Origin of the sequence: Granulicella sp. WH15, from assembly GCF_009914315.1 — a bacterium.
Classification (GTDB): domain Bacteria; phylum Acidobacteriota; class Terriglobia; order Terriglobales; family Acidobacteriaceae; genus Edaphobacter.
Genome location: NZ_CP042596.1, coordinates 2,202,782 through 2,216,690, shown reverse-complemented (window position 1 = coordinate 2,216,690; position 13,909 = coordinate 2,202,782). Strand labels below are relative to the sequence as shown.

The 13,909-nt window shown below is 61.3% G+C and carries 11 protein-coding genes; 4 read left to right on the top strand and 7 right to left on the bottom strand.

Annotated features, from left to right (window positions below; translation table 11 throughout):
- The first annotated feature begins 3 nt into the window (after positions 1–3).
- Complete coding sequence (locus tag FTO74_RS09305; RefSeq protein WP_162537897.1) at positions 4–3,225, top strand: efflux RND transporter permease subunit; 3,222 nt, start codon at positions 4–6, stop codon at positions 3,223–3,225.
- Positions 3,222–4,676: an efflux transporter outer membrane subunit gene (locus FTO74_RS09300; RefSeq protein WP_162537896.1), complete on the top strand. Its 1,455-nt coding sequence runs from the start codon at positions 3,222–3,224 to the stop codon at positions 4,674–4,676. The genes FTO74_RS09305 and FTO74_RS09300 overlap by 4 nt, the downstream gene beginning before the upstream one ends.
- A gap of 54 nt (positions 4,677–4,730) precedes the next feature.
- On the opposite strand, the gene FTO74_RS09295 is transcribed toward FTO74_RS09300, so the two are convergent.
- The 4 genes from FTO74_RS09295 to FTO74_RS09280 form a co-directional block, all read right to left on the bottom strand.
- Positions 4,731–6,182, bottom strand: coding sequence for a DHA2 family efflux MFS transporter permease subunit (locus FTO74_RS09295; protein WP_162537895.1), 1,452 nt, complete (start codon positions 6,180–6,182; stop codon positions 4,731–4,733).
- A gap of 51 nt (positions 6,183–6,233) precedes the next feature.
- On the bottom strand, positions 6,234–7,295 hold the full coding sequence (locus FTO74_RS09290) for a beta-propeller fold lactonase family protein (RefSeq protein ID WP_162537894.1): 1,062 nt from the start codon (positions 7,293–7,295) through the stop codon (positions 6,234–6,236).
- Positions 7,296–7,298: 3 nt separating this feature from the next.
- Positions 7,299–7,985 (bottom strand): carboxypeptidase regulatory-like domain-containing protein, encoded by a 687-nt coding sequence (locus FTO74_RS09285; protein ID WP_255462594.1) that lies wholly within the window; start codon positions 7,983–7,985, stop codon positions 7,299–7,301.
- A gap of 105 nt (positions 7,986–8,090) precedes the next feature.
- Positions 8,091–9,179 carry a cytochrome c peroxidase gene (locus FTO74_RS09280; protein WP_162537892.1) on the bottom strand — a complete coding sequence of 363 codons (1,089 nt, stop codon included), beginning with the start codon at positions 9,177–9,179 and terminating at the stop codon, positions 8,091–8,093.
- Positions 9,180–9,311: 132 nt separating this feature from the next.
- Here FTO74_RS09280 and FTO74_RS09275 point away from each other — a divergent pair, with 132 nt between their 5' ends.
- The gene (locus FTO74_RS09275; protein WP_162537891.1) at positions 9,312–9,884 is read left to right on the top strand and encodes a sigma-70 family RNA polymerase sigma factor; all 573 of its coding nucleotides are present in this window, start codon (positions 9,312–9,314) and stop codon (positions 9,882–9,884) included.
- A complete protein-coding gene (locus FTO74_RS19510; protein ID WP_220399113.1) occupies positions 9,881–10,675 on the top strand; it encodes a hypothetical protein in 795 nt (264 codons plus the stop codon). Before FTO74_RS09275 ends, FTO74_RS19510 begins: the two co-directional genes overlap by 4 nt.
- 19 nt (positions 10,676–10,694) lie before the next feature.
- On the opposite strand, the gene FTO74_RS09265 is transcribed toward FTO74_RS19510, so the two are convergent.
- From FTO74_RS09265 to FTO74_RS09255, 3 genes are read right to left on the bottom strand one after another with little or no spacing between them, the layout of a single operon-like run.
- Positions 10,695–11,852 (bottom strand): Gfo/Idh/MocA family oxidoreductase, encoded by a 1,158-nt coding sequence (locus FTO74_RS09265; RefSeq protein WP_162537890.1) that lies wholly within the window; start codon positions 11,850–11,852, stop codon positions 10,695–10,697.
- Positions 11,852–12,916 carry a sugar phosphate isomerase/epimerase gene (locus tag FTO74_RS09260; RefSeq protein WP_162537889.1) on the bottom strand — a complete coding sequence of 355 codons (1,065 nt, stop codon included), beginning with the start codon at positions 12,914–12,916 and terminating at the stop codon, positions 11,852–11,854. The genes FTO74_RS09265 and FTO74_RS09260 overlap by 1 nt, the downstream gene beginning before the upstream one ends.
- A 24-nt stretch (positions 12,917–12,940) precedes the next feature.
- Positions 12,941–13,903: a ThuA domain-containing protein gene (locus tag FTO74_RS09255; RefSeq protein WP_162537888.1), complete on the bottom strand. Its 963-nt coding sequence runs from the start codon at positions 13,901–13,903 to the stop codon at positions 12,941–12,943.
- Positions 13,904–13,909 lie beyond the last annotated feature (6 nt).

The window sequence follows — 13,909 nt, the reverse complement described above, 5'->3', positions numbered from 1 at the left end:
TCGATGTCGAAGTTTTTCATCCGTCGTCCCATTGTTGCGATCGTCATCGCCATCCTCACCGTCATCCTCGGCGTAGTGACGATGCTGTCGCTCTCTACCTCGCAGTTTCCTGATATCGTTCCGCCTGAGATCCTGGTCACCGCCACCTATCCGGGTGCCGATGCGAAGACCCTGACTCAGGCCGTTGCCACGCCGATCGAGCAGCAGATGAACGGCGTCGACAACATGATCTACATGAACTCGGTCAGTGCCAACAACGGCATCGTCCAGCTCTTTGTGGACTTCGACGTCAAGACCGATCCCAACATCGACCAGGTGCTGGCGCAGTTGCGCGTCGACCAGGCGCAGTCGCAGCTGCCTGCGCAGGTGACCACGGCCGGTCTTACGGTGCAGAAGGCGCTGACCTCGCCTCTGATGCTGGTCGCTATCAACTCGCCCGGCGGCAAGCTGAGCCAGGACTTCCTGACCAACTACGCGATCATCAACATTCAGGACCAGATCACGCGCGTCAAGGGCGTCTCGCGTGTGCAGACCTTCGGTGGACAGTATGCGCTGCGCGTCTGGGTGCAGCCGGATCAGATGGCAAAGCTAGGGGTTACTGCTCCTGAAGTCATTGCCGCGATCCAAACGCAGAACAACGTGAACCCCGCTGGACAGATCGGCGCGGAGCCTATCCCGAAGGGGCAGCAGTTTACCTATACGGTTCGTACGCAGGGCCGTCTGGTAACGCCGGAGGAGTTCGGCGAGATCATCATCCGAGCCAATCCGGATGGATCGATCCTGCACCTGAAGGACATTGCGCGTGTCGAGCTGGGCGATCAGGCCTACGGTATCTCCGGACGCTACAACCAGGCGCCCTCGGGTGTCATGGCGATCTATCAGCTGCCGGGATCGAATGCGGTGCAGACCGCCGCCGCCGTCAGGGCGCGCATGAAGGAGCTGCAGGCGACCTTCCCGCCGGGCATCTCGTATGACGTGCCGCTCGATACCACCGCGGCCGTTACCGCAGGTATCAACGAGATCGTCATCACGCTGTTGCAGGCGCTGGGTCTCGTCGTCATCGTGGTCTTCGTCTTCCTCCAGGGATGGCGCGCCACGCTTATCCCGCTGCTGGCCGTCCCTGTATCGCTCATCGGAACGTTCATCATCTTTCCGGCGTTGGGCTTCTCGATCAACACGCTCTCGCTCTTCGGCCTTGTGCTCGCCATCGGTCTTGTGGTCGATGACGCCATCATTGTCGTAGAGGCCGTGGAACACCATATTGAGCAGGGAATGGAGCCTAAGGCCGCTACCGAGAAGGCCATGGAAGAGGTCGGTGGGCCGGTTGTGGCTATCGCCCTGATCCTGGCGGCGGTGTTCATCCCGACGGCCTTTATCCCCGGTATCACGGGTCGCCTGTACCAGCAGTTCGCCGTCACTATCGCGATCTCGGTGCTCATCTCGGCCTTCAACGCGCTGACGCTCTCTCCGGCACTGGCTTCGCTGCTGCTCAAGCCCAAGGATAAGAATGCCAGGCAGGGACTGCTGGCAAAGGGCTTCGGACTCTTCAACAAGTACTTTGGACGCACCACGGAGAGCTTCGTCTCCACCTCCAACGTGCTCATCCATAAGTCTGCCTTTGCCATGCTGGGCCTCGTTCTGATGGGCGTACTGGCGGCCTTCCTGGGCCGCAGCCTTCCGGGCGGATTCATCCCGAGCGAAGACCAGGGCTATATGTTCCTGGCGCTGCAGCTTCCCGATGGAGCATCGGCCCAGCGTACCGATGCGGCTCAGCAGAAGATCACGGCGGCACTGCTCAAGACCCCTGGAATTCAGGGTGTCATCGCCGTTACCAACTTCTCGCTGCTGACCCAGGTACAGAGCACCAACGCCGGATTCTTCTTCGTCTCGCTCAAGCCATGGGAAGCTCGCAAGACCAAGGAAGAGCAGATCGATTACATCCAGGGCAATCTGCAGAAGCAGCTCTCGCAGAACCCCGATGGCATCGCCTTTGCTTTCCCGCCGCCTTCGATTCCCGGTATCGGAACCTCGGGCGGTGTCACCATGGTCATTGAAGATCGCACTGGATCGGATGACCCCATGACCCTGACCAAGGATGTCATGGGCTTCCTCGGTGCGCTCTCCAAGCGTCCGGAGATCGGCGCGGCGGTTCCGTCGTTTGAGCCCGCGGTGCCACAGCTCTACGCCGATGTAGACAAGGAGAAGACCTTGCAGCAACAGGTGCAACTCTCCGATGTCTACGCCACCATGTCGACCTTCATGGGCGGATATCTCGTCAACTACTTCAACCGGTTCGGACGACAGTGGCAGACCTTTGTCGAAGCTGAAGGGACCTCGCGCACGGATATCAAGAACATCAACCAGTTCTATGTGCGAAGTGCCAACGGCAGCCAGGTTCCGCTTGGCTCCTTGGTAAAGGTCAGGCAGATCACCGGGCCTGAGTTTATCTTCCGATTCAACGAGTTCAACGCGGCGCAGATCAACATTACCGGTGCTCCGGGATATAGCTCGGGACAGATACGAGCGGCGCTCGAAGACACCTTTGCCAAGACGATGCCCGCTGGTACAGGCTTCGACTACTCGGGTATGTCTTTTCAGGAGCAACAGGCCGAAAAGGGCGTTCCATCCTGGGCCGTCTTCGGGTTGTCACTGCTGTTCGTCTTCCTGATCCTGGCCGCGCTTTATGAGAGCTGGACGCTGCCGTTCAGCGTACTGCTCAGCACTCCGGTCGCGATCCTGGGCGGATATATCGCCCTGCACGCGCGGCTGCTGGAGAATGACATCTTTGCCACCATCGGTCTGGTCATGCTGATCGGTCTCTCGGCCAAGAACGCCATTCTTATCGTGGAGTTTGCCAAGCTGAACTATGAGAGTGGGCAAAGCATCTCCGAGGCCGCGCTCAACGCTGCCCGGCTGCGCTTCCGTCCTATCGTCATGACGGCTCTGGCCTTCATCTTCGGCTGCCTTCCGCTGTGGACGGCGACTGGAGCCGGAGCGGCCTCTCGTCGAATCCTCGGCACAGTTGTTATCGGCGGCATGACCCTCTCCACTGTCATCGGTCTCATCTTCATCCCGGTCACCTTCTCGGTCGTCGAGTACATCTCGCATCGCTTTACCAGGGGCGGCAAGGGAACCACGATGGACTCGAAGGCTGACTTCGATCCTGTCGCCGCCGGTAAAGCCGCTGGAGTGGGACAGCCCCCGACCCAAGGAGGTCACGCATGAGGAACTCTCTGGTTTGGCTCAAACAATCTTCTGCCGCGGTTGCGGCTGGTGGCGTGCTGATGGCTGCGCTTACCGGCTGCACCGTGGGGCCGAAGTACAAGCGCCCAGCCTATGCCACGCCGCCCGCGCTGCGTGGGGCGGATGATGCGGCGACTATCAGCGACGCGCAGAACTCGCTCGGCGATCAGCAGTGGTCGCAGGTCTTCCAGGAGCCGGAGCTGCAGGAACTGATTCGCAAGGCGCTCGCGAATAACTACGATATCCGTATCGCGGCGCAGCGCATCCTCGAGCAGCAGGCGCAGGTCAAGATCACTCGTTCGCAGCAGTTTCCGACGGTCAGCGTGGGCGGATCGGGAGTTGGGGTTGATGCTCCTGCTCTCAATGGAAATGGTTCGAACTCCGGCTCCAACTCGAGCGGTATCAGCAGCCCGCTCGCCGAAGGAGACTTCAGCCTCTCGGCCGCGTGGAATCCTGACTTCTGGGGTCTCTATCGCAGGCAGACCGAAGCTGCGCGGGCGCAGTTGCTGGCTCAGACCTGGGCGCAGCGGGCTGTGCGGTTGACGCTGATCCAGCAGGTGGTGACGACTTATCTTCAGCTTCGGGCGCTCGATCGTCAGCTTGAGATCACCAAGCAGACGATCAAGGTTCGTGAGGATTCGGTTCATCTCACCGAGACTCTGGAGCGGGGCGGATCGGTGCCGCTCTCGGACCTGCGTCAGGCCGAGCAGTTGCTGTACACGGCAACCTCTCAGCTTCCGCAACTGGAACAGCAGATTCAGCAGCAGGAGAACGCTCTGAACCTGCTGTTGGGATCGAACCCTGGGCCTATCGCTCATACCGACCCCAAGGCGCTGACCCCGCCGCCGCAGAATCTGCCTACCGGTATTCCTTCGCAGTTGCTGGAGCGTCGTCCTGATATCCAACAGGCTGAAGCTCAGTTGCGGGCGGCGAATGCGAACATCGGCGTTGCGCGTGCGCAGTTCTTTCCGCAGCTCTCGCTTAGTGCCTCTGCTGGTATCGGCGGCAATGACTTTCCTACAATCTTCGGCGCTAACTCGCAGACGATCTATGGAATTGGTCAGTTGACGCAGCCGATCTTCGCGGGCGGCAAGCTGCGCGGGCAGTTGCAGCAGGCTACGGCAACCGAAGTGGAGTTGGCGATCACCTATCAGAAGACCATCGCAGGTGCCTTCCGTGATGTGTCCAATGCGCTTATCGCGCTGAACAAGCAGCGTGCCTATCGCGAGCAGCAGGAGAAGCTGGTGGACGCGGCCCAGGATGCAACACGGCTGGCCCGGGTTCGCTACGAGGGCGGTGCAACGGCCTATCTCGAGGTGCTGACGACAGACTCGAATCTCTTCGCGGCGCAGCTCAACCTTGTTACCGCGCAGCAGGGCGAGGCGCAGACGCTGGTTCAGCTCTATAGCGCGCTGGGTGGTGGCTGGCAGTAGCTCAATACTTGTAAGTACAGATCACGCGGGCTGATGACCTTGAACCAAGCGTCATCAGCCCGCGTGAATTGCTTTGTGCTGGCTCACATCGTCGCCGTCTCCGGTCTTCAGGCTGCGAAAGACGACGGTGGAGATAATGGTCAGGACGCCGAGGGCGATGAGCGCCTTGTGAATGCCCTGAATCATCTGCGCCGGGTCGTTGTGGGTGCTGGGGACGAAGAAGGCTGTCGCCAGTCCGGCCGTGGCCACGCCGAAGCTGATCGACATCTGCTGCATCGTGCTGGCGATGGAGCTGGCGCTGCTGGTGTCCTTCTCGGTGATGTCCGCGTAGACCAGCGTGTTCATGCTGGAGTACTGCAAAGATGTGAAGGCTCCATAGAGGAAGGCTTGCAGGACGATGGCCCAGACCGGCGTGTGCAGGCCGATCGTGGCAAAGACCATCAAGAGGATGCCGAGAATGATGGTGTTGGAGACTAGAACGCCGCGGTAGCCGATGCGGCTGAGGAGACGCGGCATGATGGCCTTCATGCTCATGGCGGCGAGCGCCTGGGGCATCACGAGCAGGCCCGATTGGATGGGCGTGAAGCCTAGTCCCACCTGATAGAGCAGCGGCAGCAGGAAGGGCACGCCGCCGATTCCCAGACGCGTGAAGAAGCTACCGCTTACCGAGGCTCGGAAGGTGCGGATGCTGAAGAGCCGAAGCTGGAGCAGAGGGAACTCGAGGCTGCGGGCGTGGACTCCGTAGCCTGCCAGCAACGCAAGCGATAAGAGCAGGAGACCGGACATCTCGCGTGAGCTGAGGGTGTGCTCGCCGAAGATCTCCAGCACGTAGGAGAGCAGTGCGATGCCCGAGCCGAAGAGAATCAGGCCGACAAGGTCAAGCGGTGGGGTGTTCTCTTCGCGGTAGTCGGGTAGGTGCAGGTAGACCAAGATCAGACCGACGAGGCCGATGGGAATATTGAGGAAGAAGATGAAGCGCCAGTGCAGATAGCCCACGATGAGGCCTCCGGCGATGGGGCCGAGCATGGGCGCGACCAGCGCGGGAATGGAGACGAAGCTCATGGTGCGCAGCAGGTCCGACTTGGCGAAGGTGCGGACCAGAGTGAGGCGGCCGACCGGGACCATCATGGCTCCGCCGCAGCCTTGCAGGACGCGGCAGGCGACGAGCAGGTGGATGTTGCCCGAGATGCCGCAGAGGAACGACCCCAGAGTGAACAGGCCGATGGCCGAGGCGAAGACGCGGCGGGTGCCGAAGCGGTCGGCCATCCAGCCGCTGATGGGGATGAAGACCGCGAGGCTGAGCGTGTAGCTGGCCAGCACGGCCTTCATGCTGAGGGGTGTGACGCCGAGGGCCGCGGAGATGGCCGGGACCGCGGTGTTGAGGATCGTGGTGTCGAGCGACTCCATGAAGAATGCGACCGCGACGAGCCACGGGAGCAGGTGCGTCGCGGCCTTTGCGGAATCGGATACAGGGGGAGGAGAGAGCACTGGGCCGGATTCGTTCATAGGGGATCTATCGGCAGCTCGGAAACGAGGCTGTGTACTCTTCGATGCCGATTAACGCTCGATGGCGACCAGCCCCCACGGACCTTTTCCGGCAGGGATCTTCTGTGTGACGGTGTTGGTCGCCAGGTTGACGACGGAGACGTCGTTGGAGGGGCCGTTGGCGGAGTAGAGGGACTTGTTATCGGGCGAGAGTGTGATCCCCCAGGGGCGCGCGCCGACTTCTACTGAGCCGAGTACCTTGTCGGTTGCGGTATCGACGGTAAAGACCTGGTGGCCGCGCCCGGTACTGACGTAGAGCTTCGACGCATCGGGCGAGAGCAGAACGAACATCGGCTTGATGATGCCGGGCTTGCCGATGCTGATCGTCCTGATGGGCTTGTGTTTTACGGCATCGACTACGACGACGGTGCCGTCGTTCTCGGCGTTGATGTAGGCGCGTGTGCCGTCGGGCGTGAAGGCCACGTTGCGCGGGCGATGGCCGACCTTGAAGGTCGTGATGATCTTGCCTGCGGCGGGGTCGAGCACCGCGATGGTGCCGTCCTCTTCGGAGGTGACGTAGACGAGCTTGCCGTTGGGCGAGACCTTCACGCCCTCGGGCTGGCCGCCCATCTTCAGCGCCTTGACCACTGTGCCGGATGCCGTATCGACGATGCTCACCTCGGAGACGTCCTCGTTCGAGATGTAGAGCTGCTTGCCATCCTTGCTGATGTCGAAGTTCTCGGGGTCGGAGCCGCCGTGGATGATGCGGACCAGCTTGTTCTGCGCGACGTCGAAGACGCCGATGCCGTCGGCGCTATGGTCGGCTGGGGGCAGAGTGCTCTCGTCCACATCGGGTCCGGCGATGGGGGTTCCGCTGAGTGCTACGTAGAGGGTCTTGTGATCGGGGCTGGCGTGGATACCGCGTGGGCGCTTGCCGAGGGGCACGGTTGCGATGACCTTCAGGGTGCCCGAGTCGATGACGGTCATATCGCCCGAGACCTCATTCGTGACGTAGATGCGCGGGGCCGTTGACTCCGGGACCGACTCGACGACAGGCGCTGCCGACTTCTTCGAGCAGCCGACGGGAAGCAGCGCTACGCTAACAGCCAGCAGTACATATTTTGCATTTGACATGGTTCATTTTCCTTTGAAGGTAAAGTCGGCCCTGGTGGTGCTGTGGGGAGTGACGATAATCTGCTGCGTTTGAGTGCCGAGCTTCTCCTGCCAGATGGCAAGGGTGTAGGTGCCGGCGGGAAGATCGGCGATGCTGAACGTGCCGTCCTCGGTGGTGACTGCGTAGTAGGGATTGTCGACGGCACCGATGAAGGCGTGCATCCAGCTATGGATGTTGCACTTGACCTGAATCATCACCTCGGGTTTCAGGAAGCGGCGGATGAGCGGAGCGTCGCCGGGGCCCTGACTGTGGTTCCACTCGCGGTTGATCTGTGCCATGGGATGAATGTTGTGGGTGACGGGGTCGGAGTTCACGACCTTGAGCACCTGCCCGGTCTGGATGCCGAAGACGCGCGGGCGGAACCAGCAGCCGCTCTGCTCGATGGTGACGGGCGTTGCGGGGGCTTCGAAGGTCTTGCCTTCAAGGCCCTTTTGAATGTAAATGAAGGCATTGGCGACCGCGCCTTTATGGACGATAAGCGACTCGTCGTAAGCCTTGCCGTGGTGCGCTTCCACGCAGGCAGGATCGTTGCTCATGTCGATGAGCTTGCGCGGCGGCAGAGGGCCATTGAAGTGAACGACACCCGTAACCGCGCCCGCAGTGGAAGGATCTACCTTGAAGTAAGTGGGTGCCGGAGTGCTTACGGCCACAGGGGTACTCGGCTTCTCTTTACTCGAGCATCCTGAGAAGAAAATGACGGCACATACGAGGCAGAAGCTGAGCGGGAAAACGAATCTCATGGCATTACCACCTTACTATCTTTGCGGCGGGCCGACATTGGGAGGACGCTCGCCGGTGAGCGCCCGCATGAACTCTACCAGGTCGGTGCGGTCCTGGCCGGTGAGGTTGATCTTCTTCATCTCGGGGTCGAGATTAGGGTTTGAGTTTCCGCCCCCGGCGTAGAAGTCTACGACTTCTTTGAGTGTCTTCAGGCTGCCGTCGTGCATGTAAGGCGAGGTGTTGGCGACGTTGCGCAGCGTCGGCGTCTTGAAGGCTCCCTCGTCGGCTGCAACCTTGGTCTCGTGGAAGCGGCCCACGTCGTTGAAGTTGCCATCGTCGCCAACGGCTTCTCCGGTGTTATGAAACTTGCCGTCGGTGAAGAGAGCGTCGTGGCTGCCGATGGTGTGGCAGGTCGCGCAGTTGCCTTTGGTGGGGTCGATGAAGACCGCCAGACCGCGGATCTGGGCCGGGGTCATGGCGGTCTTGTCGCCACCGTACTGATAGCGGTCGAAGGCGGAGTTGCCGCTGAGGACCGTGCGCTCGAAGCTGGCGAGCGCATTTTCGACTCGGCCGACGGTTATGCCGCCTGGTCCGAAGGCTCGCTGGAAGAGATCGCGATAGGCGGGGTCGGCGGAGAGCTTGGCGATTGAGACATCGTGGGCCTGGTTCATCTCGATGGGATTGGTCATGGGGCCGTCGACCTGCAGTTCCAGGCTGGCGGCGCGGCCGTCCCAGAACTGGAAGGGCGTATAGGCGGCGTTCACGATGGTGGGCGCGTTGCGCACGCCCGTCTTGCCGCCGACTCCGAGGGAGAAGCGCAGGCCGTCCGTGAAGACGATCTGCGGGTTGTGGCAGCTGGCGCAGGCAAGCGTGTTGTCCTGGGAGAGGCGCTTGTCGTAAAAGAGCAGGCGACCCAGCGCGATGGTGTCGGCTGTGGGGGGATTGCCGGGCGGGATCGGTACGGGGGGAAGCCCTAGTGGAGCCTTGATCGTGACGGGCGTGCCAATGGGGTGGTCGCTGACAGGCTTACAGCCGATGATGAGCGCAAGACTCAGAGCGGCGCAGACGCGCAGCACGAGGATGCTGCGGGAGATGCCGGGTTGAGTTGGTTCGGTCAACCACATCTTTGGATTTTAACCGTCTCTTCCGAGATATTCCGATCAGGCCAAATCTGTTCAGCATCTTTTGCAAATTATTTAAGGATGCTCCTCGGCTATGCTGGAACCTGCCGACTGTTGCATTATGGATTGTCGATCATGCCTACACTTCCGTCTTCATCCGCGACCTCTCTCTTTTCTTTTCAGCGAGCGAATGATGCTGCTCCGGAGTCGGTATCCTTACTGAACCGTGAGGTCCTCGGCTTTTTCGATGAGTTGAGAGCGCCGCTGTTGCGTTATGCGCTCTCGTTCGGCCTTTCGATTCACGATGCTGAAGACACCATTCAAGAGGTCTTTCTCGCTCTCTTCCAGCACCTGCGGCAAAACGGCTCGCGCAGCAACCTGCATGGCTGGCTCTTCCGCGTGACGCATAACCTGGCCCTGAGAAGACGCCAGCGGAGCCAGGCTCACGAGGTGGACGCTCCCGCCGAAGACCTGTGGCTGGACCCGTCTCCCAATCCTGAAGAGCTGCTGCTTTCGAGCGAGCGGCAGGCCCAACTGCGGGCGGTCCTGCGAGTGCTGCCGGAGATGGATCAGCACTGCCTGCGCCTGCGTGCGGAGGGGCTGCGGTATCGAGAGATATCCGCGGTGCTCGGCATCTCGCTGGGCTCAGTGTCGACTTCACTTGCGCGCACCTTCGCCCGCCTGGCGCGCACGGAGGGTAGGCGATGATTCCTGAACCGGTTCATCTTACGGACGAAGAACTTTTGCTGCTGGCTGATGGCGAGATAGATCGAGCAGCGGAGAAGTCGTTTCGAGAGCACCTTGAGCTATGTGCCGAGTGCGAGACGCGCATGAGAGAGCTTCAGGCGGCAATCGACGATGTAATCGCACTGCATCATACGGAGCTTGATGCCCAGTTGTCTTCGAGTACAGGACCAAGGGCGCAGCTCAAGGCTCAGCTTGAGGCTCAAGATGCAAACAAAGCACCTTTCTTCCTGCGGCGTCTTGTTCCTGGCTATGGTGTGTCTCTGCTGGCCGCACTGCTGATCGGCATCATGGCTGCGCCTGTGCTCAAGCATTATGTGCAACCAGGCAACCTGCAAGCAAGCTCTCGTGTAACGCTTCCGATTCCGAATAAACAACTCACCCCGGGGGCCACGCGGCCGGTCAAGCTGGCGGAGATATGCCCTGCGGCCAGCGACGATCTCGACCCATCGGTACCTGCTTCGAAGCGCAGGATTGTCTTTCAGGAGTACGGCATGACCACCGCTGCGGAAGGGAAGTATCAGGTGGATTATCTGATAAATCCGCAGCTTGGAGGTACGGACGATATCCGTAATCTGTGGCCCGAGCCTTATGATGCGACTGTCTGGAACGCGCACGCTAAGGATGCGCTGGAGGACCGCCTGCACCAGATGGTCTGTAGCGGGCAGCTCGATCTCGCTTCGGCGCAGGATCAGATCGCGTCCGATTGGATCTCGGCTTACAAACGATACTTCCGCACGCCGCAGCCTGTTTAGGGTGCGGCGTGCGGGGAGGCTACAGAGGAGTCCACGTCGAGTTGTGCTGCGAAGAGCTGATCGCCGCGTTGATGAAGCGGATGCCGGTGACACCGTCCTCCACTCCAGGCGTGAGCAAGGAGTAAGGATCGGGTGAACGGCCTTCGAGCTTCGCCGTGATTCTCTCCGCGATATCGGTGTAGAGCTGCGCGAAGGCCTCGAAGTAGCCCTCGGGGTGGCCTGAGGGAACCCGAGTGGAATGGCCTGCGGCTGCTCCAGCACCGTGTCCGCCGCGAGTGATAAGCCGGGGCATCTCGCCCAGCGGGGTGAAGGTGAGGTAGTTCGGGTTCTCCTGCTCCCAGGACAGCCCCGCCTTCTCGCCATAGATGCGGAGCCGCACTGCATTCTCGTTGCCCGGAGCCACCTGTGAGGCCCACAGGCTGCCCTTCGCGCCGCCCGCGAAGCGCATCATTACCTGCACGTTGTCATCGACCCGGCGACCGGGGACGAAGGTCGTGAGATCGGCCGCGATGGAATCACAGGTGAGGCCCGTGGTGAAGCAGGCAAGGTGGAAGGCGTGCGTGCCGATGTCTCCGAGGCAGCCACCGGGGCCGCTGCGCGCAGGGTCGGTACGCCACTCCGCCTGCTTCAGTCCGCTGTCTTCGAGCGAGGTCGAGAGCCAGTCCTGCGCGTACTCCACCTGAATCATCCGGATGGCTCCGAGTTCGCCGCCTAGCACCATCTCGCGTGCCTGCCGCACCATCGGGTAACCCACGTAGGTATGGGTCAGTCCGAAGATCAGCCCGGTACGCTCCACGCTGTTGGCTAGGTCGACGGCATCTTCGATGGTGGTCGTCAGCGGCTTGTCGCAGATGACATGGATGCCCGCATCGAGAAAGGCCTTCGCCACCGGATAGTGCATGTGGTTGGGGGTGACAATCGAGACCGCGTCGATACGGTCCGGCCTTGCCGCTTCGGCCTCAGCCATCTCGCGGAAGCTGCCATAGGCGCGGGGGATGTGCAGCTCCTTCGCCGCTGTCATGGACTTTTCGGGATTGGAGGAGAGTGCTGCGGCGACCAGTTCGTAGCGGTCGTCGAGCCTTGCCGCCGTGCGGTGTACCGCGCCGATGAATGCTCCCGGTCCGCCGCCTACCATTCCCAGGCGCAACCGCCGGTCCAGCTTTGTTGCCTCGCTCATTACTCCTCCGCCTTCAGGCCCAGCAGCTTGTTGATTGCCACCTTGTCTACGCTCGCTCCGGCAAAGTCGTCGAAGGTCGACTGTGCGGCCTCGATGATGTGGCTCTGGATGAACGGCGCGCCCTCAAAGGCTCCCTGCTGCGCGCTCTTGATACAGCACTCCCACTCCATGACGGCCCAGCCGTCGAAGCCGTACTGGGTCAGCTTGGAGAAGATGGAGCTGAAGTCCACCTGACCATCGCCGAGGGAGCGGAAGCGGCCAGCGCGGTTGACCCAGGACTGGAAGCCGCCGTAGACACCCTGACGGCCAGTCGGGTTGAACTCGGCATCTTTGACGTGGAACATCTTGATGCGCGAGTGGTACAGGTCAATGTAGTGGAGGTAGTCGAGCTGCTGCAGGACGAAGTGGCTAGGATCGAAGAGAAGGTTGCAGCGCGGGTGCCCGTGGAGAAGATCGAGGAACATCTCAAAGGAGGCTCCGTCGTGCAGGTCTTCGCCGGGGTGAATCTCGAAGCAGAGGTCCACTCCGTTGGCGTCGAAGACGTCGAGGATGGGCTTCCAGCGCTTGGCCAGCTCACCAAAAGCCGTCTCTACCAATCCCTGCGGACGCTGCGGCCAAGGATAAAGATACGGCCACGCCAGCGCGCCCGAGAAGGTCGCGTGCTGCTTCACACCGAGGTTCTTCGAGGCCTTCGCGGCAAAGTGGAGTTGCTCCACAGCCCAGGCCTGGCGCGCGGAGGGATTGCCGTGGACGGAGACGGGCGCGAAGGTGTCGAAGAGGGCATCGTAGGCCGGATGCACGGCGACCAGCTGACCTTGCAGGTGCGTCGACAGCTCCGTTAGCTCAAGCCCGTGCTTGCTGAGGGTGGCAAGCAAGTCATTGCAGTAGTCGGCGCTCTCCGCCGCGAGCTTCAGGTCGAACAGGCGAGCGTCCCAGGCGGGAATCTGCACGCCCTTGTAGCCCAGGTCTGACGCCCACGCTGCGATCGAGTCCAGAGTATTGAATGGAGCTGCATCGCCTGCGAACTGTGCCAGAAAGATGCCTGGCCCCTTCATCGTCTTCATCCGTCTGCTCCTGTTTTGCTGTAACTATTTTGCCTTAGCGGGAGTGTCCAGAGGATTGGCACCCTTGACCGAGTTGGGGTCCATAGCCGCCAGATCCGAACGGTAGCTGACCGTGTTGGACGTGGGGAAGGTCGTCGGCAGCTTCTGCGTGACCTTGCCGGTTGCCGCCCACTCCACGCCGCGCTGGAATGTTACGACGGCATCGATCGAGCTGAGCGCGAACGCGTCGTGGCCATAGGCCGTGTGAAAGATACGTCCCTTGCCGTAGCTCAGCACCATCAGCATCGGCTCGTCCAACCCCGTGCCGGAGTTGGCGGGGTCCGAGTAGGCGGTCGCGAGAACGGTCATGTTCTTGCCGGGGCCGCGCAGGTTGTCGTACAACTCATCGTTCTGGTGCATCCACGTCTTCGGAAGACCCTTCATGATCGGGTGCTCGGGGGTTCTCTCGGTCATCAGGAAGGGCTTGCGCAGGCCGTGGTGGCCCGCCTTGCCGGGTCCGGGGTCCGATGCCAGCTTCCCGTCCTTGTAGAACCAGTGCGGCCCCGCATTCTCGTCGCGCTTACGCCAGCCGCCCACGCCGATCATCTCATTGAAGGCCACCCAGCCGGGGAACGCATTGTCGGAGGCGTGAACCGTGACCAAGCCCCCGCCGTTCTTGATGTAGGTCTCGAACGATGTCTTGATATCGGCCGACCAGCGATCATCCGGAGCATCGTAGTTGAAGACGATGACCTGGTACTTGCTCCACTCGGGCTTGAAGCTGCTGAAGTCGCCACCGGCTGGTGGCGCTGTGAGTACATCCACGTCGAAGAAGCCGACTTCTTCCAGCTCCTTCTTCAGCACCTGCGTGGTCACGCGCCAGTTGTGATAGGTGGCGGCGCTCTCGCCATCGAGGATCATCACATGGATGCGGGGGGGAGCCGCCCACGCCGGAAGAGTCAACAGACAGAGCACTGCGACAAAGAGCTGTAGCATAACCTTCTTCATGATGTA